This is a genomic window from Streptomyces sp. NPDC104814 (genome assembly GCF_055583185.1).
Map to the genome: position 1 here is coordinate 88891 of NZ_JBVJOL010000012.1, position 22690 is coordinate 111580.

Annotated in this window: 23 protein-coding genes; 10 read left to right on the forward strand and 13 right to left on the reverse strand. The window is 69.8% G+C overall.

The window, feature by feature from the left end; genetic code table 11:
• Positions 1 to 131 precede the first annotated feature (131 nt).
• Together ACZ64A_RS31590 and ACZ64A_RS31595 are read right to left on the reverse strand one after the other, a co-directional pair.
• On the reverse strand, positions 132 to 584 hold the full coding sequence (locus ACZ64A_RS31590) for a GNAT family N-acetyltransferase (protein WP_469815265.1): 453 nt from the start codon (positions 582 to 584) through the stop codon (positions 132 to 134).
• A 23-nt stretch (positions 585 to 607) separates the two neighbouring features.
• The gene (locus ACZ64A_RS31595) at positions 608 to 1072 is read right to left on the reverse strand and encodes a MarR family winged helix-turn-helix transcriptional regulator (RefSeq protein ID WP_469815266.1); all 465 of its coding nucleotides are present in this window, start codon (positions 1070 to 1072) and stop codon (positions 608 to 610) included.
• A 144-nt stretch (positions 1073 to 1216) separates the two neighbouring features.
• Here ACZ64A_RS31595 and ACZ64A_RS31600 point away from each other — a divergent pair, with 144 nt between their 5' ends.
• Together ACZ64A_RS31600 and ACZ64A_RS31605 are read left to right on the forward strand one after the other, a co-directional pair.
• Positions 1217 to 2425: an MFS transporter gene (locus ACZ64A_RS31600; RefSeq protein ID WP_469815268.1), complete on the forward strand. Its 1209-nt coding sequence runs from the start codon at positions 1217 to 1219 to the stop codon at positions 2423 to 2425.
• A 157-nt stretch (positions 2426 to 2582) separates the two neighbouring features.
• Positions 2583 to 3005, forward strand: coding sequence for a GlcG/HbpS family heme-binding protein (locus ACZ64A_RS31605; RefSeq protein ID WP_469815270.1), 423 nt, complete (start codon positions 2583 to 2585; stop codon positions 3003 to 3005).
• Between the two features lie 75 nt (positions 3006 to 3080).
• On the opposite strand, the gene ACZ64A_RS31610 is transcribed toward ACZ64A_RS31605, so the two are convergent.
• The 6 genes from ACZ64A_RS31610 to ACZ64A_RS31635 all read right to left on the reverse strand — a co-directional run bounded on the left by ACZ64A_RS31610 (position 3081) and on the right by ACZ64A_RS31635 (position 7859).
• Positions 3081 to 3947 (reverse strand): GNAT family N-acetyltransferase, encoded by an 867-nt coding sequence (locus ACZ64A_RS31610; RefSeq protein WP_469815272.1) that lies wholly within the window; start codon positions 3945 to 3947, stop codon positions 3081 to 3083.
• Positions 3948 to 4087: 140 nt separating this feature from the next.
• Complete coding sequence (locus tag ACZ64A_RS31615; protein ID WP_469815274.1) at positions 4088 to 4570, reverse strand: NUDIX domain-containing protein; 483 nt, start codon at positions 4568 to 4570, stop codon at positions 4088 to 4090.
• Between the two features lie 108 nt (positions 4571 to 4678).
• The gene (locus ACZ64A_RS31620) at positions 4679 to 5584 is read right to left on the reverse strand and encodes a LysR family transcriptional regulator (RefSeq protein WP_469815276.1); all 906 of its coding nucleotides are present in this window, start codon (positions 5582 to 5584) and stop codon (positions 4679 to 4681) included.
• 230 nt (positions 5585 to 5814) lie between these two features.
• Positions 5815 to 6987 carry a cystathionine gamma-lyase gene (locus ACZ64A_RS31625; protein ID WP_469815278.1) on the reverse strand — a complete coding sequence of 391 codons (1173 nt, stop codon included), beginning with the start codon at positions 6985 to 6987 and terminating at the stop codon, positions 5815 to 5817.
• Entirely contained in the window at positions 6984 to 7475 is a 492-nt protein-coding gene (locus ACZ64A_RS31630; protein ID WP_469815280.1) for a low molecular weight protein-tyrosine-phosphatase, read from the reverse strand. The genes ACZ64A_RS31625 and ACZ64A_RS31630 overlap by 4 nt, the downstream gene beginning before the upstream one ends.
• 6 nt (positions 7476 to 7481) lie before the next feature.
• Positions 7482 to 7859 (reverse strand): phage holin family protein, encoded by a 378-nt coding sequence (locus ACZ64A_RS31635; RefSeq protein ID WP_469815282.1) that lies wholly within the window; start codon positions 7857 to 7859, stop codon positions 7482 to 7484.
• 57 nt (positions 7860 to 7916) lie between these two features.
• On the opposite strand from ACZ64A_RS31635, the gene ACZ64A_RS31640 reads away from it, so the two are divergent.
• The 4 genes from ACZ64A_RS31640 (at position 7917) to ACZ64A_RS31655 (ending at position 10203) form a co-directional block, all read left to right on the forward strand.
• On the forward strand, positions 7917 to 8234 hold the full coding sequence (locus ACZ64A_RS31640; RefSeq protein ID WP_361630332.1) for a cupin domain-containing protein: 318 nt from the start codon (positions 7917 to 7919) through the stop codon (positions 8232 to 8234).
• Positions 8235 to 8385: 151 nt separating this feature from the next.
• On the forward strand, positions 8386 to 8598 hold the full coding sequence (locus ACZ64A_RS31645) for a DUF5326 family protein (protein ID WP_361630335.1): 213 nt from the start codon (positions 8386 to 8388) through the stop codon (positions 8596 to 8598).
• A 332-nt stretch (positions 8599 to 8930) separates the two neighbouring features.
• On the forward strand, positions 8931 to 9656 hold the full coding sequence (locus ACZ64A_RS31650; protein ID WP_469815285.1) for an IclR family transcriptional regulator: 726 nt from the start codon (positions 8931 to 8933) through the stop codon (positions 9654 to 9656).
• A 100-nt stretch (positions 9657 to 9756) separates the two neighbouring features.
• Positions 9757 to 10203 (forward strand): SsgA family sporulation/cell division regulator, encoded by a 447-nt coding sequence (locus tag ACZ64A_RS31655; protein WP_469815286.1) that lies wholly within the window; start codon positions 9757 to 9759, stop codon positions 10201 to 10203.
• A gap of 172 nt (positions 10204 to 10375) precedes the next feature.
• On the opposite strand, the gene ACZ64A_RS31660 is transcribed toward ACZ64A_RS31655, so the two are convergent.
• Positions 10376 to 11881 carry a YibE/F family protein gene (locus ACZ64A_RS31660; protein ID WP_469815288.1) on the reverse strand — a complete coding sequence of 502 codons (1506 nt, stop codon included), beginning with the start codon at positions 11879 to 11881 and terminating at the stop codon, positions 10376 to 10378.
• A gap of 242 nt (positions 11882 to 12123) precedes the next feature.
• Between ACZ64A_RS31660 and thiC the strand changes: the two genes are divergently transcribed.
• Positions 12124 to 13908, forward strand: a complete 1785-nt coding sequence (gene thiC / locus ACZ64A_RS31665; RefSeq protein ID WP_469815289.1) for a phosphomethylpyrimidine synthase ThiC — start codon at positions 12124 to 12126, stop codon at positions 13906 to 13908.
• 276 nt (positions 13909 to 14184) lie between these two features.
• Here the strand turns inward: thiC and ACZ64A_RS31670 are convergent, their stop codons facing one another.
• The 3 genes from ACZ64A_RS31670 to ACZ64A_RS31680 all read right to left on the reverse strand — a co-directional run bounded on the left by ACZ64A_RS31670 (position 14185) and on the right by ACZ64A_RS31680 (position 17819).
• Positions 14185 to 15048 (reverse strand): hypothetical protein, encoded by an 864-nt coding sequence (locus ACZ64A_RS31670; RefSeq protein ID WP_469815291.1) that lies wholly within the window; start codon positions 15046 to 15048, stop codon positions 14185 to 14187.
• A 217-nt stretch (positions 15049 to 15265) separates the two neighbouring features.
• A complete protein-coding gene (locus ACZ64A_RS31675) occupies positions 15266 to 16399 on the reverse strand; it encodes a metallophosphoesterase (protein WP_469815292.1) in 1134 nt (377 codons plus the stop codon).
• Positions 16400 to 16703: 304 nt separating this feature from the next.
• Positions 16704 to 17819, reverse strand: a complete 1116-nt coding sequence (locus tag ACZ64A_RS31680; protein ID WP_469815294.1) for a LacI family DNA-binding transcriptional regulator — start codon at positions 17817 to 17819, stop codon at positions 16704 to 16706.
• Between the two features lie 468 nt (positions 17820 to 18287).
• Here ACZ64A_RS31680 and hisC point away from each other — a divergent pair, with 468 nt between their 5' ends.
• Positions 18288 to 19367: a histidinol-phosphate transaminase gene (gene hisC / locus ACZ64A_RS31685; RefSeq protein ID WP_469815296.1), complete on the forward strand. Its 1080-nt coding sequence runs from the start codon at positions 18288 to 18290 to the stop codon at positions 19365 to 19367.
• Between the two features lie 175 nt (positions 19368 to 19542).
• Here hisC and ACZ64A_RS31690 read toward each other — a convergent pair whose 3' ends face one another.
• A complete protein-coding gene (locus ACZ64A_RS31690; RefSeq protein ID WP_469815298.1) occupies positions 19543 to 19938 on the reverse strand; it encodes a cyclophilin-like fold protein in 396 nt (131 codons plus the stop codon).
• Between the two features lie 211 nt (positions 19939 to 20149).
• On the opposite strand from ACZ64A_RS31690, the gene ACZ64A_RS31695 reads away from it, so the two are divergent.
• Both ACZ64A_RS31695 and cydB read left to right on the forward strand, forming a co-directional pair.
• Positions 20150 to 21658: a cytochrome ubiquinol oxidase subunit I gene (locus ACZ64A_RS31695; protein WP_469815300.1), complete on the forward strand. Its 1509-nt coding sequence runs from the start codon at positions 20150 to 20152 to the stop codon at positions 21656 to 21658.
• A gap of 20 nt (positions 21659 to 21678) precedes the next feature.
• Positions 21679 to 22683: a cytochrome d ubiquinol oxidase subunit II gene (gene cydB, locus ACZ64A_RS31700; RefSeq protein WP_469815301.1), complete on the forward strand. Its 1005-nt coding sequence runs from the start codon at positions 21679 to 21681 to the stop codon at positions 22681 to 22683.
• Positions 22684 to 22690: the final 7 nt, after the last annotated feature.

Sequence of the window (22690 nt, forward strand, 5' to 3'; positions counted from 1 at the left end):
GGCGGAAGGGGCGAGGGAGCGGGGGCTGTTTCACGTGAAACACGCGTGGAACGGCCCCCAAGCCGCGTCGATCTCACCTCGTCGGCACCCGCCGTATCGGTGCCATGCAGCGTCGGCTCACGCCGTGTAGGTCACAGCGGCAGCTTGAAGCCGAGGTGTGAGCCCTCGAACCCCAGCCGCTCGTAGAAGCGGTGGGCGTCGGTCCGGGTCTTGTCCGAGGTCAGCTGCACCAGCCGACAGTCCAGGCGCCGGGACTCCTCCACCGCCCACTCGATGAGCCGCGTGCCCAGCCCGCTGCCGCGCTCGTCGGCGTGGATCCGCACCGCTTCGATGATCGACCGGGTGGCCCCTCGTCGGGACAGGCCGGGAATCAGCGTCAGTTGCAGGGTGCCGACGACGCGCCCCTCGCGTACGGCGACGACCAGATGCTGGTTCGGGTCCGCGGCGATGTTCTCGAACGCGCTGAGGTACGGCGTGAGGTCGTCGGGGGACTCGCGCTGGGCACCCAGCGGGTCGTCCGCGAGCATGGCCACGATGGCCGGGACGTCGTCGGGGCCGGCGGCCCGTATCTCAAGATCTCCCATGCCCGCACCCTATGGCCCGCTCCTCAGGCGGGCAGCGGGGCCTTCAGGGTTTCCACGACGTGCACCAGAGGCCCCAGCTCCGGGGTCTTCGCCGCCTCGTCGAGGGCCTCGCGCAGCGCGGCGTCGTTGGTGGGCCGTGCCTCTTCCAGGAGCTTCAGACCGGCCTCGGTGACGTTGGTGTAGATGCCGCGACGGTCGGTCGGGCACAGATAACGCTCGAGCAGACCGCGATCCTCGAGCCGGGTCACCAGGCGGGTGGTGGCGCTCTGGCTGAGGACGACCGCGTCGGCGACCTGCTTCATCTGCAGATGTCCGCCGTCTCCGTCGTGCTGCCGGCTGAGCACGTCGAGCAGCGAGTACTCGCGCACGCTCAGCTCGTGGCGAGCCTGCAGGGCGCGCTCGATGTGCGTCTCGATCCTCCCGTGCAGCAGGGAGAGTGCGCACCAGCCCTGAGCGAGAGCGGTGAGCGCGGGGTCGGTCGCTGTCATCGGTGTTCTTCCTCCGTCCCGGAGCGGCTCTCTCCAGGATAGGGCACCCGTGCAATAGAGCGCGTTTGCAATTATCCCGCGTCTGCAACTATTGTGGACGCACGCAAAGCGCACATGCAATCGTCTCGGAAGGTGTACCCCTCCATGCCTCTCGCGCTCTTGGCCCTCGCGATCGGGGCCTTCGGAATCGGAACGACCGAGTTCGTGATCATGGGCTTGCTGCCCGAGGTCGCGGGCGACTTCGGGGTCTCCATCCCGACGGCCGGCTTCCTGGTCACCGGCTACGCGCTCGGTGTCATGTTCGGCGCCCCGCTGATGACGGTCCTCGGCACCAAGATCCCCCGCAAGCGGATGCTGATGCTGCTGATGGCCCTCTTCATAGCCGGCAACCTGCTCTCCGCCCTCGCCCCCGCCTTCGGGATCATGCTCATCGGCCGTGTGGTCGCCTCACTCGCCCACGGCGCCTTCTTCGGCATCGGTTCGGTGGTCGCCGCCGAGCTGGTCGCCCCCGACAAGAAGGCCGGCGCCATCGCGATGATGTTCACCGGCCTGACCGTCGCCAACGTCGTCGGCGTGCCGCTCGGCACCCTGGTCGGCCAGCACATCGGCTGGCGCGTCACCTTCGGCATCGTCGCCGCCCTCGGTGTCGTCGGCCTGCTCGGTATCGCCAAGCTCGTCCCCGACATGCCCAAGCCGGAGGGTGTGCACCTGCGTCACGAGCTGGCCGCGTTCAAGAACGTCCAGGTCCTGCTCGCGATGGCGATGACCGTCCTCGGCTTCGGCGGCGTCTTCGCGGCCATCACCTACATCGCGCCGATGATGACGCACGTCACCGGGTTCGCGGACGGCTCCGTGACCTGGCTGCTGGTGCTCTTCGGTCTCGGCATGGTCGGCGGCAACCTCGTGGGCGGCAAGTTCGCCGACCGCGCCCTGATGCCCATGCTGTACGTCTCCCTGGGCGCCCTGGCCGTCGTCCTGACGCTCTTCACGCTCACCGCGCACAACAAGATCCTCGCAGCCGTCACCATCGCCCTGATCGGCGCGCTGGGCTTCGCCACCGTCCCGCCGCTGCAGAAGCGCGTCCTCGACCAGGCCCATGGCGCCCCCACACTGGCCTCCGCCGTGAACATCGGCGCCTTCAACCTCGGCAACGCCCTGTCGGCCTGGCTCGGCGGACTCGTCATCTCGGCCGGGTTCGGCTACACCGCCCCCAACTGGGTGGGAGCCGTCCTCGCCGCGGGCGCCCTCGTCCTGGCCGTGCTGTCGGCCGCCCTCGAGCGCCGGGCCGAAGCGCCCAGCACCGTGGTCGCCGGCTCGTCGGCCGTCGAGCAGCGCGCCGTCGTCCACCACTGACCTCCGCGGGCTCACCGGCACCGGGCCAGGGCCGTCCCGGCGCCGGCAGGACCCGCCCATGGAGAAACGCCCTCGGGCGTCACCGGAGCGGCACCCCCGCTCTCTCGCACCCCGCTCTCTCGCACCACCGCACAACGCTTCACCAAGGAGACCCCCTGTGAGCACCACCACCGCTGTGACCCCGCTGACCACCCAGGACGCCGAGATCCTCGTCGCCGCCGCCCGCCGGGCCGCCGAGACGGCCGGCGTGACCGTGAGCGTCAGCGTGCTGGACGCCGGCGGCCATCTCCTCGCCTTCCGGCGGGACGACAGGGCCGTACTGATCTCGGGGGAGACCAGCACTCGCAAGGCCTACACCGCGCTCCAGCTCGACGCCCCGACCGCCGATCTGGTGGACGCCGTCCAGCCCGGCAGCCTCTTCCACACCCTGCCCACCGCCCTCGACCGGCCGCTGCTGTTCATCGCGGGTGGCCTGCCCGTTCACCGCGACGGGCGTCTGATCGGCGCGATCGGCGTCGGTGGCGGCGCGCCCGAGCAGGACCACGCCTTCGCCACCGCGGCCGTCGAGGCGCTTGCCTGAGCGACAGCACCGCACAGCACAACGCCGGTCCCCACGGGGACCGGCGTTGTCGTGCGCTGACGCTGACCGCGTGGTTCAGCCCGCTGCCACCGTCACCGGGGCGAACCGCCGGCTCCAGTCACCCGGCAGTTCGGTGATGCCATGGGTCATGACGGAGTTGAAGGCGACGGAGGCCATGCCGTGCTGCTTGGCCCAGGACAGCAGCTCCTCGTGCCGGACGTCGATGTCCGTGCGCAGCGGACGGTCGGTGCCCGCGGCGAGGGAGGTCATCAGCGCCTTCGCCGTCGCGGTGTCCTGAGCGATGAGCGGGCCCACGACATGGGTGTTCATGTTGGGCCACGCAGCGGCGTAGCCGGTGATCCGGCCGCCTTCCTCCGCGACGCGCAGCTGGTCGGCGAAGGCGGGCAGCCGCGTCAGGATGGGCGTGCGATCGGCACCGAACACCTCCTCGTCGAGACGGAGGAGGGCCGGCAGGTCCTCGGCCGTGGCCGCCCGGGTAGCCACGGTGCTCACCGTGACGTCCGGAGTCAGGCGCCCGACCACCATTTCCGCCCGGCTGGTGGTCTTGAAGCCCAGCTCCTCGTAGAGCGGGCGGCCGTTCGGTGTGGCGTGCAGGGTGAGCGGTGTCGTGCCCATCTCCGCGAGGACATGGCGCATCATCCGGCGGCCGATGCCCTGCCGGGCGTGGCGTGCGGCGACCAGCACCATTCCGACGGCACCGAGAACGGGACGCTCGCGTGGTCCGTACTCGGTGACGACACAGGCGCTGACGAGGCCGCCGTCGGGGTCATCGATGCCGTACCCCGTCCCCGCGGTGAGGAGGAATCCCCACTTGTGTTCCTCCCGCGGCCAGCCGCGGTTCTCGGACAGGTCAGCGCAGGCGGTGAGATCGCGAAGCGTCAGACGGCGGATGGGCAGAGCGGCGAGGGAAACAGTCGGCACGCAGGTCAGGCTGTCCGACGGCAGGCACCTGCGTCCACCTGTTTCACGGCACACGTACGTGCTTTTGGCCATGTTGTGGTCCGGCGGACAGATCAGGGACAGCCGCGCGACGTTTCACGTGAAACAGGCGGCAGGACCCGTCAACCCAGGTCGGGCGCGTGCATGGCGCGAACGCCCTCGATGTTTCCGTCCAGGTAGTGCCGTAGCGACAGCGGAACGAGGTGCACGGAGGCAATACCGACGCGGGTGAACGGCACCCGGACGATTTCGTACTCGCCGGCGGGCTCGTCCACCTCGGGGCCGTGCCGCTGGGAGAGGTCCATGGATTCCAGGCGGCAGACGAAGAAGTGCTGCACCTTCACACCGGTCGCACCACCGTCCTCGCCCATGTGCTCCACGGTGTCCACGAAGCAGGGCACCACGTCGGTGATCTTGGCGCCGAGCTCCTCGTGCACCTCGCGGTGCAGAGCATCGACGACGGTCGGGTCCTCGGGCTCCACCCCGCCGCCGGGCGTCACCCAGTAGGGGTCCACGCCAGGCTTCGTGCGCTTGATCAGGATGAGGTCGTCACCGTCCAGGAGGACGGCGCGGGCGGTGCGCTTGACCACGGGTCGGACGGTCATGGGAGAAATGTGGCCCGGCGCGTTCCGCATGAAACATCCCCGCCGGTTTCACGTGAAACATCGCGAAACGTCATCAAGCGAACTCGCACGGTGATGTATCGGGGAGAGTCAGCTCCAGTCGGCCGCGGCCCGTTGAAGCCGCTCGTGGGCCCGCGCGATGTGCGGCATGGCCAGCGTGCCCGTACGCGCCGCGAGGAAGTAGGTCCGCAGCGGAGGCACCGGCGGATGGTGCAGCGCCACGATCTCCCCGCGCTCCAGGGGACCCGCGCACAGATAGCGGGGCAGAACGGCGAGCCCGGCCCCCGCCGCCGTACAGGTGAGGACCGCGCGCAGGTCGGGGACGATGACCGCGCCGGAGGGTGCGGGCCGGGAGTCGAAGACGGAGGCCCAGTAGCGGGAGACGAACGGGAGCGACTCGTGGACCTCCACGACGGGGAGGCTGTCCAGGGCCCGTGCGTCCGCGTGGCGCAGCTCGTCGCGGTGGACCTGTCCGGCCCGGTGCGGAGCGGCCACCAGGACGTGCTCCTCGTCGCACAGCGGGGTGGCGGTGAGCAGGGTGCCGCGGGGCCGGGTGGTGCTGATGGCCAGATCGTGATGGCCCGCCGCCAGCCCTTCCAGGGTCTCCTCGGCGGTGCCGAAGGATGCCCGCAGAGCCAGCCCCTGTCCGTCGGCTCCGGTCAGTTCCGTCAGTGCCGGCAGGGCCCGCTCCGCGATGAACTCCGGTGGCCCGGCCAGATGCAGGCTGCGTAACGATGTCTCCTCGTCGACCCCTGTCTCGGCGATCTCCACCAGGGCGTCCAGATGCGGAGCGGCCTTGTGGGCCAGTTCGTCACCGATGGTCGTCGGGGTCACCCCGCGCGCCTGACGCAGGAACAAGGGACGGCCCAGCTGTCGCTCCAGGGTGCGGATCTGCGAGGTCACGGCCGGCTGCGACAGGCCGAGCAGGGCAGCCGCCCGGGTGAAGGACCCGGCGCGGTGCACGGTCACGAAGGTGCGCAGCAAGGCCAGATCCATGGCGTGCCCTCCCCTTCTCGCCGCCTGTTCGGGGTTCCCGGCCGCGCCACCACTATAAATATGTCGATAGGTCTCTGTCGCTACCGTGATTGGACACTGACAGGGAGTCAACTAGCCTGGTTCGCGCGGTTCTTGGACTGAGGAACCGCGGACGGTCCGAGCCACGAGGGGGGAGGCTCGGACCGTCCGTCGCGGGGAGCCGGACACCTGGTGCGGCGTCCGCGAGCAGGTCAGCCGGCCGACTCCTCGAGGGCGCGCAGCAGATCGGCGACCAGGTCCTCGGGGTCCTCCGCGCCGACCGACAGCCGGATGAAGCCCTCCGGCACCGCGTCGCCACCCCACCGGCCGCGCCGCTCGGCCGTCGAACGCACCCCGCCGAAGCTGGTGGCGTCATCCACCAGCCGCAGCGCGTCCAGGAAACGGTCGGCACGCGTCCGCGTGGGCAGCGTGAAGGAGACGACGCACCCGAAGCGCCGCATCTGCTGGGCGGCGACCTTGTGCGACGGGTCGTCGGGCAGCCCCGGATACCGCAGCCCGGTGACGTCGGGGTGCGTCCGCAGCGCCTCGGCCACCTTCAGCGCCGTGGCGTTCTGCCGGTCAGCGCGCAACTGGAGCGTGGCCAGCGAGCGGTGCGCCAGCCAGGCCTCCATCGGCCCGGGGATCGCACCGGCGATCTTGCGCCAGCGCCGCACGGCGGTCATGGCCTCGCCGGCGCGGCCGGTGACGTATCCGAGCAGGATGTCGCCGTGCCCGGTGAGCTGCTTCGTCCCGCTGGCCACCGCGAAATCGGCGCCAAGCTCCAGCGGACGCTGGCCGAGGGGTGTGGCGAGGGTGTTGTCGACGGCGACGAGGGCACCGCGCGCGTGTGCCGCCTCGGCCAGCCGACGGATGTCGCACACGTCGAGGCCGGGGTTGGACGGCGACTCGATCCACAGCAGCCGCGCGCCGTCGAGCACGTCCAGCTGCGCGTCGCCGCCGGTCGGCGCGGTGCGCACCTCGACGCCGAACGCCTCCAGCTGGGCGCGGACCAGGGGCAGCGCCTGATAGCCGTCGTTCGGCAGCACGACCGCGCCCCCGGCCCTCAGCTGGGAGAACAGCACCGCGGAGATCGCGGCCATCCCGGACGCGAAGGCGAGCGTCTCCACACCGTCCTCGTCGGGCGCCTCCAGCTCGCCGATGGCCCGCTCCAGCAGCGTCCACGTGGGATTCTCGTCACGGCCGTAGGTGTACGGCCCCGTGGGATCACCCGGGAGATGGAAGTGGGCCGCGAAGACCGGCCCCGGCAGCGTCGGTTCGTGCTTGACCGGTTCGGGCAGTCCCGCCCGCACCGCGCGCGTGCCGTCGCCCCGGCTCTCACGCACCCCGTGCGTGCCGTCGTCCCGGCTCCCGCCCGCCTCGCTCATGCCGCCCGTCCCTCCATCTGCTCCCGTACCGCGGCAAGCAGTCCTTCGCTCGCCGCCTCCACCATCTCAAGGCACTCCGTGAAACCCTCCACGCCCCCGTAGTAGGGGTCCGGTACGTCCACGTCGTCCCCGGCCGCGGGGTCGTAGGAGCGCAGCAGCCGTACCTTCGCCGCGTCCTGCTCGGTGGGCGCGAGGCGGCGCAGCGCCTTCAGGTGCCCGGCGTCCAGGGCGATCACCAGATCGAGCCGGGCGAACCAGGACGGCTGGAACTGCCGCGCCGTATGGGCGCTGTCGTACCCGGCATCCCGCAGGACGGCGACGGTGCGGGGGTCTGCTCCGTCGCCCTCGTGCCAGCCGCCCGTGCCGGCGCTGTCGACCTCGACGAGACCACCGAGGCCGGCCTCCTCCACGCGGGCACGAAAGACCGACTCGGCCATCGGGGAGCGGCAGATGTTGCCGGTGCAGACGAAGCAGACGCGGTAGGTCATGGTGCCTCAGTCCTCGTCGGGCAGCACGACGTGCAGGGCCCAGGACACGACCGAGATGATCAGGCCGCCGAGGACGGCCGTCCAGAAGCCCTCGACATGGAAGCTCAGGTCGAGCTTGCCGCACACCCACGAGGTCAGCAGCAGCATGAGCGCGTTGACGATCAGGGTGAACAACCCGAGCGTGAGGATGAACAGGGGGAAGGTCAGCACCTTCACGACCGGCTTCACCAGGAAGTTGACCAGGCCGAAGACCAGGGCGACGATGATCAGCGTGCCGGCCTTCTTGCCGGTGCTCGATCCGGTCAGGGTGATCTTGTCAAGCAGCCATACGGCGACCAGCAGGGCGCCCGCGTTGGCGATCGTCTTGACTACGAAATTCTTCATGTGTCTGATCGTGGCAGACGGACACGGCCAGGAGCAGAGGCGAGGGCGAACAAGGCGATGAAGGCATTCCGGCTGGACGAACTCGAGGCGGAACGCGCCGCCAACGAAGGCGCCTATCTGCAGTTCCTGCGTGAGCGGAACATGTCCGTCGGCCTGTACGCGCTCAACGCGGGAGAGCACGACCCGCAAAAGCCGCACAACCAGGACGAGGTGTACTTCGTCGTCAGCGGCCGCGCCGCGATCACCGTCGGTCTGGAGACGACGGAGGTGGCACGCGGCAGCGTGGTGTACGTGCCCGCCGGGGTCGCCCACAAGTTCCACCACATCAGCGAGGACCTGCGCGTTCTCGTCGTGTTCTCCCCGCCGGAGGGCTGAGACCGGCCTCGGGGTTCCCTAGGGGACGGGTCAGGGGAGGACCGGGGATGCGAGGCCCCCGCGGGTGCCCCCGCCGGCCCTAGCATCGAGTGCAGGACATCCGGAAGGGTCCGGCACCCGTCAACGGGCCGGTGAGGAAAGGGCGAAGACGATGCGAGAGATTGTCGCGGGACTGCCGTGGTGGGTGAAGTGGGTCGCGGTGCCGGTCATCGCGCTCGTCGTGTTCGGCAGCGTGCTGGCCACGGTCGTCGGGTTCGTGATCGGACTGCTCTTCAAGCTGCTGGTCTTCGTGGCCCTGGTCGGCGGCCTGATCTACATCGTGCGAAAGTTCACCGCCGGCTCGTCCTCGCGCAGCGACTGGTAGCGACCCGGCCGGTGATCGCCAAGGGAAATGACCGGTTCCCTCGGGGGAGGGAAGTTTTCCGGACAGCCATTCTGTCCACGGCGGCGGACGGTTAGAGTCCGGAATCCGACGCGGGGCCGATCCCCCGCGCATGGCGGACACCCCCGCACCCGTGTTTCCCGCACGGGCTCCCCCTCGCGCTTCGGGAGTGACCCTTGGCCACGGTTGACACCGCATCCGCAGAGCCGCACGCACCCCCCACGCGGCCCCGCGCGACCGCACCCCCGCTGCAGCGGCCGGCCCCCGCGGCCCGTACCGGGCAGCCTGCCGCCGCGACGACTCTGATCAGCTCCGTGCAACGCGCGATGCGTCTGCTGGAAGCCGTCGCCGAACACCCCTACGGCGCCCCCGCCAAGCAACTGGCCCGGGAGACCGGACTGGCGCTGCCCACCGCCTACCACCTGCTGCGCACCCTGGTCCACGAGGGCTATCTCCGCCGGGAGAAAGGCCTGTTCTTCCTCGGTGAGTCGGCCGAACGGCTGGGCAGCAGCGGCGCGGAGGAGAAACGTCGCAGCACGATCGTGGACACCCTCGCGCAGTGGCGCGATTCCATCGGTGTTCCCGTGTACTACGCGATGTACCGCGAGGGCGAGATCGAGGTCATGTGTGTCTCGGACACACCCGGCAACCCGGCGGTTCAGGAGTGGGCCGACTTCCGTGAGACCGGGCATGCCCACGCCATCGGGCAGTGCCTGCTCTCCCAGCTGGACGAAGGCGCCCGCCGCGACCACCTGGCCCGCTACCCGGTGCAGGCCGTCACGCCGTACACGGTGTGTGACAACCATGCGCTGCTGCGGCGGCTGGAGCGGATGCGGCGGATGGAGCCGGTGATCGAGCGGCAGGAGTACGCCCTGGGGACGGTGTGCGCGGCGGTGCCGATCACGGTGGGGACCACGGCCGCCACGATGGCGATCTCACTGCCCGTACACCAGGCCGACCGGCTGATGCCCGCGGCGCGGAAATTGCAGGACGAGATCGGGCGCCTGCTGGGCTCGCTGGCCCTGTCTATCAGTATCTGAAAACTTACTCCTTGTGATCTCGCGTACACGTTCAGCAAGATGCCTCCAGTGTCAAGGGGTTCATTCCCAGCCAGTCGACGGCAAGTGACGGGGTAGGCGAATGCGCGAGTCCGTGCAGGCAGTACAGGCAGAGGTCATGATGAGCTTTCTCGTCTCCGAGGAGCTCTCGTTCCGCATCCCGGTGGAACTGCGCTATGAGACCTGTGATCCCTATGCCGTACGGCTGACCTTCCACCTTCCCGGGGACGCGCCGGTGACCTGGGCGTTCGGTCGTGAGCTGCTGCTCGACGGGGTGGGGCGGCCGTGCGGAGAGGGCGATGTCCGAATCGCACCGGTCGAAGCCGACACCCTGGGTGAGGTGCTGATCCGGCTCCAGGTCGGGGGTGACCACGCGCTGTTCCGTTCGTCGGCACCGCCGATCGTGGCGTTCCTGGACCGCACCGACAAGCTGGTGCCGCTCGGCCAGGAGGGTGCGCTCGCCGACTTCGACGCCCATCTGGAGGAGGCGCTCGACCGCATCCTCGCGGAGGAGCAGAGCGCGGGCTGACGCGCGGCGTCACCAAGGTGGCGTAACGGTTCACCGCTGCGGGGCGGGGGTCGCAGGAACGATTCTGCAGCGCGGCGGCGATACCGGTACGGCGGCGGCAGTACGGCGATGCCGGCGCCCCGCGTGCTCCCCGCACCCGACGCCCGACGCCCGGCGCCCCGCGCCCGGGGTCTCAGCGCTTGCGACGCCGTCCCCGGCCGCCGCGGCTCGCGGGCACCGGGATCGAGCCGGTGCCCGCGCCCGTGCCACCGCCGGCGCTCCGGCCGGCCGGTGCCGGTCCCGTCCGGTCGGCGGCCACCACCAGGGCCGCGAGCGCCGTGGTGACCGGCACCGAGGCGACCAGGCCGATCGACCCCACCAGCGTGCGCACGATCTCCTCCGCGACCAGCTCGCTGTTGGCGACCGTGCCCACGCTGCTCTGCGCGATGGAGAAGAGCAGCAGCAGAGGCAGCGCGGCGCCGGCGTAGGCGAGGACCAGGGTGTTGACGACGGACGCGATGTGGTCGCGGCCGATCCGGATACCCGCCCGGTACAGCCCGCGCCAGCCCATCGACGGGTTGGCCTCGTGCAGCTCCCAGACGGCGGAGGTCTGGGTGACCGTCACGTCGTCGAGCACGCCGAGCGATCCGATGATGACGCCGGCGAGCAGCAGGCCGCTCATGTCGATGGACGGATACAGGCCATGGATCAGGCCGGTGCTGTCGTCCGTGTTGCCGCTCAGCGCGGCCCAGCCGATGAACAGGGAACCGAGGACGCCGATCAGCAGCAGGGAGATCAGGGTGCCCAGCACCGCCACGGACGTCCGGGCCGACAGTCCGTGGCACAGGTACAGGGCGATGAGCATGATCGCGCTGGAGCCCACGACGGCGACCACCAACGGATTCTCGCCCTGCAGCACCGCCGGCAGGATGAAGAAGTTCAGCACCATGAAGCTGATGGCCAGTGCGACGAGCGCCATCACGCCCCGCATCCGCCCCACGACGATGACGGCGAGCGCGAAGATGCCGGCCAGCAGGGCCATCGGGAAGCGCCGGTCGACGTCCGTGACGGAGTACTGCAGGTCCCTCGGCGCCGAGGGCTCGTAGGCGACCACGACCTTCTCGCCCTGGTGCAGCTGCCGCGTCTGGTCGGGCTGCACGATCTCGGTGAACGTCCGGCCCTTGTCCTTGCCGGAGTCGACCCGGACGGTGGCCTTCTTGCAGGCGCCGCTCGCCTGTTGCCGCGCCGAGGATCCTGCGCCTGCGGAGGTGTCACCGGTCGGCGGCCCACCGGAGGCGTTGACGGACTTGCAGCTCACCTCCACCACCTGGGTGACCGTGGCCTGCTGGGTCTGCCGGTCGAAGCCGACACCGCTGCGCTGGTGGGAAGGGGCGCCCCCGGGCCACAGCACCCCGAGCCCGACGACCACTGCCACCGCGAACGGGATGAGGATCGCCGCGATGACCTTGCGCAGATGCCGGGAGACAGGAGCGGCGGGCCCGTGACTGTGCGAATGCCCGTGCCCTCCTCCCGCTGAATGCGCGGCACCGTGTCCGTGTCCGGCCGCCCCCGGCGCATGCCCGTGCTCGGCCCCCGGCGCATGCCCATGCCCGCCCTCGGCGTTCTGGCCGTGGTCGGTCGGGCCCTGGCCGCGCGGCGGCTCGGACGGCGGATACGGGGGGTGGTGTGTGGTGGTCACCGACCGATCATCGCAAGAACGGGAGGGGCCCCCTGTTCACCGCGCCTGAATTGACGCTAGCGTGGAGGCACCTTTGCACACGCGGGAGCTCGGAGCACCGGGCTGAGAGGGCGCTGACCTCCGTCTTCGCGATGTTTCACGTGGAACACAGTGTGTTCCGCCACGAAATGTCGGCAGACGGTGACCGCTGCGTCGACCGCCGAACCTGTTACCGGGTAATGCCGGCGTAGGGAGTAGGTCTCATGACCAACAAGGACGCACGCACGCCTGCCTCCGTTCAGAGCGAGTCGGCTCAGGAGGCCGGGAAGTCCATCGGCTGGCACAAGGCGTACGTCGAGGGTTCGCGCCCCGACCTGCGCGTGCCGGTCCGTCAGGTGCACCTCACCAACGGGAAGTCGGTCACGCTGTACGACACGTCCGGCCCGTATACCGATCCGCTGGCGGATACCGACGTCCGCCGGGGCCTCTCGCCGCTGCGGGAGAACTGGATCATCGCCCGCGGCGACACCGAGGAGTACGCGGGCCGCCCGGTCCGTCCGGAGGACGACGGGATCAAGCACACCTCGCCGCGCGGTGGGCTGCGCAACCTCGACGCGGTCTTCCCCGGACGCCCGCGCCAGCCCCGCCGCGGCCGTGACGGCCAGGCGGTCACGCAGCTCGCGTACGCCCGCCGTGGCGAGATCACGCCCGAGATGGAGTTCGTGGCCCTTCGGGAGAACGTGTCGCCCGAAGTGGTCCGCGAGGAGATCGCGGCGGGCCGGGCCGTGCTGCCGGCCAACGTCAATCACCCGGAGATCGAGCCGATGATCATCGGTAAGCGGTTCCTGGTGAAGGTCAACGCCAACATCGGCAACTCCGCGGTGACCTCCTCCATCGAGGAGGAGGTGGAGAAGATGACCTGGGCGACCCGCTGGGGCGCCGACACGGTCATGGACCTGTCCACGGGACGCAACATCCACACCACCCGCGAGTGGGTGCTGCGCAACTCCCCCGTCCCCATCGGCACCGTGCCGCTCTACCAGGCGCTGGAGAAGGTCGACGGCAGGGCCGAGGAACTGACCTGGGAGATCTACAAGGACACGGTCATCGAGCAGGCCGAGCAGGGCGTGGACTACATGACGGTCCACGCGGGCGTGCGCCTGGCGTACGTGCCGCTCACCGCCAACCGCAAGACGGGCATCGTCTCGCGCGGCGGTTCGATCATGGCCGCGTGGTGTCTGGCGCACCACAAGGAGTCGTTCCTGTACGAGAACTTCGAGGAACTCTGCGAGATCCTCGCCGCGTACGACGTGACGTACTCCCTCGGTGACGGCCTGCGGCCCGGCTCCATCGCGGACGCCAACGACGAGGCGCAGTTCGCGGAGCTGCGCACGCTCGGGGAACTCAACACGATCGCCAAGCGTTTCAACGTACAGACCATGATCGAGGGCCCGGGACACGTCCCGATGCACAAGATCAAGGAGAACATCGACCTTCAGCAGGAGATCTGCGATGAAGCTCCGTTCTATACGCTCGGTCCGCTGACCACCGACGTCGCACCGGCGTACGACCACATCACCTCCGGTATCGGCGCCGCGATGATCGCCTGGTGGGGCACCGCGATGCTCTGCTACGTCACGCCCAAGGAGCACCTGGGCCTGCCCAACCGGGACGACGTCAAGACCGGTGTCATCACCTACAAGATCGCCGCCCATGCGGCGGATCTCGCCAAGGGGCACCCGGGCGCGCAGGAGTGGGACGACGCGCTGTCCGACGCCCGGTTCGAGTTCCGGTGGGAGGACCAGTTCAACCTCGCCCTGGACCCGGACACGGCGCGGGAGTTCCACGACGAGACCCTGCCGGCGGAACCGGCCAAGACGGCCCACTTCTGCTCGATGTGCGGTCCGAAGTTCTGCTCGATGAAGATCTCGCAGGACATCCGCCGTGAGCACGGAGGCAGCAAGGCCGAGATCGAGGCCGGAATGGCGGAGAAGTCGCGGGAGTTCGCGGCAGCGGGCAACCGCGTGTATCTGCCGATCGCGGACTGACGCGGACTGACGCGGCCTTCGTGGTCGGCCCCGTACGCGGCTTATCCCACTGCCCGCCCTGACGCGGGCAGACGCGGACCTGCGGGCGGTACTCCGTGCCGGCGTGCACGGAGTACCGCTCGTCCGGTTCGGCGCCATGGTGCGACGTGCTGGTCAGCGACCGCCGGCCGGCGTCGAGAAGCCGTCCCCGAGCGCGATCGAGCCGCTGTGCCGTCCCGTGCGGCCTGGCCGATGTCCCGGTATGCGCCCGCCGTTCGTGGGGCGTGCGCCGGCGGTTCACTCCGGCTGGTGCTCCGGGCCGCCGAAGTCCGGGCTGCTGAAGTCGGGGCTCGTGAAGCTCGGGCGCGGGCCGGCGGCGGGGCCGTCGTCGGGACTGGTGAATCCCGGCCGGTCGTAACCCAGGCGCGGGATGCGGCTGGACGGCACCGACGGGGACACGGGATACGCGGGCCTCGTACCGGGCTCGGCCAGGGCGTCGCGCAGGAACGGCACGATGCCGCGCTCCAGCAGGGCTTCGTGCCAGGCGTCGCGGGCCTGGGTCAGCTCCTGCGGTGGTTCACCGTGGGCGCCGGGATCCAGTGAGGGGCGGTTGCGCAGAGCGGTGAGCAGCAACCCCACGGTGGCGACGAGGATCGCGGCCGCCGTCAGGGCGCCGAAGACCCATCCGGCGGTCAGCATGGTCCGGGCGAAGGCCGGCTCGGGGTCGAGCATCTTCAGGACGTACCCCACGAGCAGGAATATCGCGGCGGCCGTGCCGGCCAGGACGGGGGCGAGGACGGCGACCACGGCGACGGCGCCCGCGCCGGTGCTCTCGGCCATCTCGCCCATGGTGGCGGCCAGCCCCGTCCGGGCGGGGTCGGCGGACGCGGAGGGGCGCTCGGCCGTAGGGGCGGCGGCCGGGGCCGGCTGACGCAGTTCCTCGCGAACCTTGACGTAGTGCTGGTACTCGGTGGCGGCCGAGGCGGTGATGAGCGAGGTGGCGCTGAGCGCCATGGCGCGCAGCTGTTCGAGGGTGAGCCGTTGTCCGGCGGCGGACAGTTCGGGACGGTGGGCGGCGGAGCGCAGCGCCTCATCGAGGATCCGTTCGTAGTCCTGACGGTCCTCGCTCAGCAGGTGCTGCGGAACGCTGTTCATGTGCATCCCCCGATGCTCCGTAGGGCTTGGGGCTCGCATGGCGACGAGCCGTCGGGCAGAAACGGAGGGGAGCCTGCTACGGATAAGCCGATGGTAGAGCGGCGACGGCTCGCGGTGACAGGGGGTTTCCACAAATTGCCGACGTCCCCGGGGTGTTGAGCCCGTCCGGGCCGGCCGCCGGCCGGCGGGGGAGAACCGGCCGCTGGGCGGCGCGCGTGAACGCTCAGCCGCCCAGCGGGAGTTCCTGGACCAGCAGTTTTCCTGCCATCGTCACACCGCCGTCCATCGCGATGGCGAGCCCGTCGGCGTAGACGTGCGGGCCCTCGACGAGCGGACCGGCGCTGTCCTCTCCGTCCTCGGAGCCGACCTCGCCCAGCAGATACGGAATCGGGCTGTGCCCGTGAACGATGCGGGTGCCGCCGTACGTATCGAGCAGCGAGCGCACGGCGTCGGCGCCGCCCTCGTCACGGAAGGAGAAGCGCTTGGTGAACTTGCGGAACAGATCCCAGCACTCGTCCGCGTCGTTACGGGTCAGCGTCTCGCGGACCGTGTCGTTGACGGCCTCGATCGAGTCGCCGTAGTCGAGGTAGGCGGTGGTGTCGGAGTGCACGAGCAGATAACCGTCGACCTCCTCCACCGCGTCCAGGCGCGCCATCCACTGCAGGTGGTGGTCCTGAAGACGGTCCATGTCGGTCTTCTGGCCGCCGTTGAGCAGCCAGGCCGCCTGGAAGGTGGCGGTGCCCGCGCCGGAGTTGACGGGCGTGTCCCCGAACCGCTTGGCGCCGAGCAGCAGCAGCTCGTGGTTGCCCATGAGGGCCTTGCAGTAGCCGCCGGCCGCCGCGGCCTCCGCGGACAGGCGCATGACCAGGTCGATGACCCCGATGCCGTCGGGTCCGCGGTCGGTGAAGTCGCCGAGGAACCACAGCCGGGCGGTGCCGGCGCACCACTGGCCCGCCGCGTCGATCAGCCCCTTCTCCTGCAGGGCGGCGATCAGCTCGTCCAGATAGCCGTGCACGTCACCGACGACGAAGAGGGGACCGGGACCGGCACCGGGCTGCGCCGCGGCCGGGGCCGGCGTGGCCACCGGGTCGACGGTCACCTGCACGGTGTCACCGCGGTTGATGACGGGCAGATCGCGCTCGGTGGGCGTGTATCCCTCGGGCACCTGCAACGGGTCCTCGACGGGCCGCACGCCCTCGCCTGGGTGGCCGGGGTGGACGGCCTCGCCGGGGTGGGCGCCGTGGCCGAACGGACCGGTCTCATGGACGTACGCCGGCACGCGGAAGTCGCGCAACGTCGCCGTCCGCTCCACCTCGGGTCCCTGACCGGCCCCCTGAGTCATCGACCCCTCCACCATCGCGCCGCATCTGCACCGCTTCGGACTGCCTGGTCGCAGCGGCCCGCGGTGTCGTGGGCCCATCATAGGAATGCGGATCGTGCCGTGTGATGACCCAGGGGTGGTGAATCGGAACAAGACTCCTGTTCACCGCGGCTTTCGCCCCGTTTGGGAAGGGCTTTCCCCACCTGGTCCCCTCCCCTCCACGACGCCACGGGGGCGCCACGCCCGCCTCACCACCCCCGGAGTGAGGCGCACGGCGGGTCACCCGTGCCCTTCCGGGGCACGCGGCGTACCCACCCACGGAGGCCGGCGTGCGCCGTGGCTACCCGTCCCCCTCCGGGGTGCGCGGCGGGCTGACCGTCGTGCGCTGGGGGCGGCGCTGCGAGGAGGTCCGGATGATCAGCTCGGTCGGTATCACCTGCTCGACCGGCTGGTCCGATTCCACGCCCTCGATGGCGTCGATGAGCAGCTGCACCACGGCCGTGCCGATACGGCGGGGCTTGAGCGACAGGGTCGTGATGGGCGGCTCGGTGCTCGCGTAGACGGTGGACTCGCTGCAGCACACGAGCAGCAGGTCCTCGGGCACTCGCAGACCGTAGCGGCGGGCGGCGGCGAGCAGATCGGTGCCGTTGGGGTCGAACAGGCCGTAGACGGCGTCGGGGCGGTCGGGCCGGGCGAGGAGGCGGTCCGCGGCGACGGCGCCCGCGCACGGGTCGTGCGCCGGGTAGGCCTCGTAGACCGGATCCTGGCCGACCCGCTCGCACCAGCGCAGATAGGCGGTGGTCGACAGATGGGTGTACGTGTCGGTCGTGGTCCCCGTCAGCAGGCCGATGCGGCGGGCGCCGGCGTCGGCGAGATGGTCGAGGATGTTCATGACCGCGGCCTCGTGGTCGTTGTCGACCCAGGCGGTGACGGGCAGGGACCCGACGGGGCGGCCGTCGGAGACCACCGGTAATCCCTGCCGGACCAGTTCCGTGACGACGGGGTCCTGGTCGGAGGGGTCGATGACGACCGTGCCGTCCAGTGCGACGTTGGACCACACGTCGTGGCGGGAGGTCGCGGGGAGGATGACCAGCGCGTAGCCCCGGGCGAGCGCCGCGGAGGTGGCGGCTCGGGCCATCTCGGCGAAGTACGCGAACTCGGTGAAGGTGAAAGGTTCATCCCCGTACGTGGTGACGGTCAGACCGATGAGGCCCGACTTGCCGGTACGGAGGGTGCGGGCGGCGGCGGAGGGGCGGTAGCCCAGCCGGTCGGCGACCTCGCGGACGTGGCGCCGGGTCGCGTCCGGGAGCCGGCCCTTGCCGTTCAGGGCGTCGGAGACGGTCGTGATGGAGACTCCGGCGGCGGCGGCCACGTCTCTGATACCCGCCCGGCCCGGCCGGCTGCCTCGGCGTGAGGTTTCCGCGCGGCTCACCTGGTGCTTCCCTGCTGCTGTCATGGCGAGGTGATAGTAGGGCTCATGACGTGGGGTAGTGCGGACGCATATGCACCCGTTGACAGGCACGTTTCTGCATGGCGTACAGCCCTCAAGTGCCTGTGAAAACAAGGAAGTTAACCGTTTTCTCCGTAAGACACGATGCGTCGCCGCGGATAAGCCTGCCAAGCACCTGATGTTTCGAAGAGGTCTCAACTCACCTTGACGAGGGATGCGCGCCACGGCGCGAGCTACCGGCGCATAGATATATGTACGGCGCGCCCCCCGCCTCGTACGCCCGCCCGGCCCCTTCGTGTGTCTTCGTACGGCGATGCCCTGGATGCCCCCGGGTTCGTAGAGGTCTCTCCGCCCGGAGGTATGGCGCACGAGGTCCTGCAGACCGGTTCGCAGCGCGGCCCAATCCTCATAAGGTGAGCAGTATTGGAAGCCGGCGGCAGTGACGGGCCGCCGGTGATCGCGAGGAGGACTGCGGTGAGCGAGACGAGCCCGAAGCTGCGCGCCGAGCTGGAGGGTATTCCCACCTACAAGCCGGGCAAGCCCGCCGCGGCGGACGGCCCGGTGGCCTACAAGCTGTCCTCCAACGAGAACCCCTATCCGCCGCTGCCCGGCGTGATGGAGCGCGTCACGGCCGCTGCCCACCAGTTCAACCGCTACCCCGACATGGCCTGCACGGGCCTGATGAACGAGCTCTCCGAGCGCTTCGGGGTCCCGCTCTCCCACGTGGCGACCGGCACCGGCTCGGTCGGCGTGGCCCAGCAGCTGATCCAGGCGACCTCCGGCCCCGGCGACGAGGTGATCTACGCCTGGCGTTCCTTCGAGGCGTACCCGATCATCACGCAGATCAGCGGGGCGCGCTCGGTGCAGGTGCCGCTGACCGAGGGCGATGTGCACGACCTCGACGCCATGGCGGACGCCATCACCGACCGGACCCGGCTGATCTTCGTCTGCAACCCGAACAACCCCACCGGCACCGTGGTGCGACGGGCCGAGCTGGAGCGCTTCCTGGACCGGGTGCCCAGCGATGTGCTGGTGGTGCTGGACGAGGCGTACCGGGAGTTCATCCGCGACCCCGAGGTGCCCGACGGCGTGGAGATCTACCGGGAGCGGCCGAATGTGTGCGTGCTGCGCACCTTCTCCAAGGCGTACGGCCTCGCCGGGCTGCGGGTCGGTTTCGCGATCGCCCATGAGCCGGTCGCGGCGGCGCTGCGCAAGACGGCGGTGCCGTTCGGCGTGAGCCAGCTGGCCCAGGATGCGGCGGTCGCCTCGCTGCAGGCGGAGGACGAGCTGCTCGGCCGGGTCGGCTCGCTGGTCTGCGAGCGCACTCGGGTGGTCGACGCGCTGCGGGCGCAGGGGTGGACGGTGCCCGAGAGCCAGGCCAACTTCGTGTGGCTGCGGCTGGGCGAGCGCACGCTCGCCTTCGCGGAGGCGTGTGAGCAGGCCGGCGTGGTCGTCCGGCCCTTCGCGGGCGAAGGGGTGCGGGTCACGGTCGGGGAGGCCGAGGCCAACGACATCTTCGTGAAGGTGGCGGAGAACTTCCGCAAGGAGCTGTAGGACTCCGGGACCGAGGGGGTCGCAGGACTCCGGGAGCAAGGAGTCGTGGGGCTCCGGGAGCCGAAGGCTCCATGGGGCTTTGGTCGGACAGATCAAGGGTGGCGCCGCGGGTGCGGCCGCGGCTCGGGTGAGCTGTCCGGTGTCGGTCGAGGGCTGGGTCAGCTGATGAGCTGGGTCAGCCCTCGATCAGTTCCACGCGGATGGGGTCGCCGTCGCGCACCGTGGCGAGCGTGCGGGCGTCCCCGTCCAGGCGCCCCATCACATTGCACGGGCTGGCCAGGCGGCACTCGTCGCCCCGCGAGATCGGCGTCGGCCCGTAGGGAAGGGCGAGCGCGTCGCCGTCCGTCCAGAAGGCCACGGTGCCCGGCTCGACGACCTGCTGGGCCGTGGTTTCACGTGAAACCGAGACACCGGTGTCGAAGTAGACCTCCTCGCCCCAGGTGCGGGCGACGGAGACGAGAGGCAGGGCCTTGGCGAGGGCCTGTGTGGTGGCGGTGTCGTCGAGGGTCGCGGTGAGGTGTCCCGCGGGCCAGGAGATCCGGATCTGAGTCGTGGTGCTGTGCGTCTGCATGGCGCGCAATTCAACACAATGTTGAACTCTCTGCCAAGAGTCTGCCTCGGCGGTCAAGGGGGGACCCCCCTCCGAAAGTCGAAAATCGGTGCGTCATAATGGCTTGTGAATGTGAATGCATTCACAAGCGTGTCCCGGTTGCTCCCGTGTTGTGTGTCACAGACAGGGGCAAACGGCAGCCGTACCACGGCGAGGTAAGGAGACTGACGACGTGGACCTGGCTTTGGCGCCGGAGACCCTGGCGCGCTGGCAGTTCGGCATCACCACCGTCTACCACTTCCTGTTCGTCCCGCTGACGATCTCTCTCGCCGCGCTCACGGCCGGGTTGCAGACCGCGTGGGTGCGCACGGAGAAGGAGAAGTACCTCAGGGCCACCAAGTTCTGGGGCAAGCTCTTCCTGATCAACATCGCGATGGGGGTCGTCACCGGCATCGTGCAGGAGTTCCAGTTCGGCATGAACTGGTCGGACTACTCCCGCTTCGTCGGCGACATCTTCGGCGCGCCCCTCGCCTTCGAGGCCCTGATCGCCTTCTTCTTCGAGTCGACCTTCATCGGCCTGTGGATCTTCGGCTGGGACAAGCTGCCGAAGAAGATCCACCTGGCCTGCATCTGGATGGTCTCGATCGGCACGATCCTGTCGGCGTACTTCATCCTCGCCGCCAACTCGTGGATGCAGCACCCGGTCGGCTACCGGATCAACAAGGCGAAGGGCCGGGCGGAGCTGACCGACTTCTGGGCGGTGCTCACCCAGAACACGGCGCTCAGCCAGGCCTTCCACACCCTCTCCGCGGCCTTCCTGACCGGCGGCGCCTTCATGGTCGGCATCGCCGCGTACCACCTGGCCCGCAAGAAGCACATCCGCGAGATGAAGACCTCGCTGCGGCTCGGCCTGATCACCGTCGTCATCGCCGGCCTTCTCACCGCGGTCAGCGGCGACACCCTCGGCAAGGTCATGTTCAAGCAGCAGCCGATGAAGATGGCCGCCGCAGAGGCCCTGTGGGACGGGCAGAGGCCGGCCCCGTTCTCCGTGTTCGCCTACGGCGACGTGGAGAAGGGCCACAACAGCGTGGCCATCGAGATCCCCGGCCTGCTGTCCTTCCTGGCCGACGACGACTTCAGCTCGTACGTCCCCGGCATCAATGACGTCAACAAGGCCGAGCAGCAGAAGTTCGGGCCCGGTGACTACCGGCCCAACATCCCGGTCACCTTCTGGGGCTTCCGCTGGATGATCGGCTTCGGCATGGCGTCCTTCGCCCTCGGCATCGCCGGCCTGTGGCTGACCCGCAAGAAGTTCATGCTGCCGCAGGCCCTCAGGGTGGGCGACGACGAGGTGCCGCACCTGGTCCTGTTCAAGAACAAGGCGCTCAGCCCGAAGCTCACCACCTGGTTCTGGCGCATCGCGATCTGGACCCTGGCCTTCCCGCTGATCGCCAACTCCTGGGGCTGGATCTTCACCGAGATGGGCCGCCAGCCGTGGGTCGTCTACGGCGTCCTGCAGACCCGTGACGCGGTCTCCCCCGGTGTCTCCCAGGGCGAGGTCATCACCTCGATGTCCGTCTTCGGCGCCCTGTACGCGATCCTCGCCGTCATCGAGGTGAAGCTGCTCGTCAAGTACGTCAAGGCCGGCCCGCCCGAGCTGACCGAGGACGACCTGAATCCGCCCACCAAGATCGGCGGCGACTCCCGGGACGCCGACAAGCCGATGGCCTTCTCCTACTAGGCCGAGGGAGTTGCACAGACATGGAACTGCACGACGTCTGGTTCGTCCTGATCGCCGTCCTGTGGACCGGCTACTTCTTCCTGGAGGGCTTCGACTTCGGGGTGGGCGTCCTCACCAAGCTGCTGGCCCGCAACCGGCCCGAGCGCCGGGTGCTGATCAACACCATCGGCCCCGTCTGGGACGGCAACGAGGTGTGGCTGCTCTCGGCGGGCGGCGCGACCTTCGCCGCGTTCCCCGAGTGGTACGCCACCCTGTTCTCCGGCTTCTATCTGCCGCTGCTGGTCATTCTGGTCTGCCTGATCGTCCGCGGTGTCGCCTTCGAGTACCGCGCCAAGCGGCCCGAGGAGACATGGCAGCGCAACTGGGAGACGGCGATCTTCTGGTGCTCGCTGATCCCCGCGTTCCTGTGGGGCGTGGCGTTCGGCAACATCGTGCACGGCGTGAAGATCGACAGGAATCTGGAGTACGCCGGGACCGTCGGTGACCTGCTCAACCCGTACGCCCTGCTCGGCGGCCTGGTGACGCTGACCCTGTTCACCTTCCACGGGGCGGTGTTCACGGCGCTGAAGACGGTCGGCGAGATCCGGGAACGCGCCCGGAAGCTGGCCCTCAAGGTCGGTCTCGTCACCGCCGTCCTGGCACTGGTCTTCCTGGGATGGACGCAGGCCGACAGCGGTGACGGCAAGAGCCTGGTCGCCCTGGTGGTCGCCGTGGCGGCGCTGGTCGCGGCCCTGGTGGCCAACCAAGCGGGGCGGGAGGGCTGGTCGTTCGCCCTGTCCGGGGTGACCATCGTGGCCGCCGTGGCCATGCTGTTCCTGACGCTGTTCCCGAACGTCATGCCGTCCACGCTGAACCCGGACTGGAGCCTGACGGTCACCAACGCCTCGTCGAGCCCCTACACCCTGAAGATCATGACGTGGTGCGCGGCGATCGCCACGCCGGTCGTGCTGCTCTACCAGGCCTGGACCTACTGGGTCTTCCGCAAGCGCATCGGCACCCAGCACATCGCCGAGCCCGCGCACTGAGGTGTGT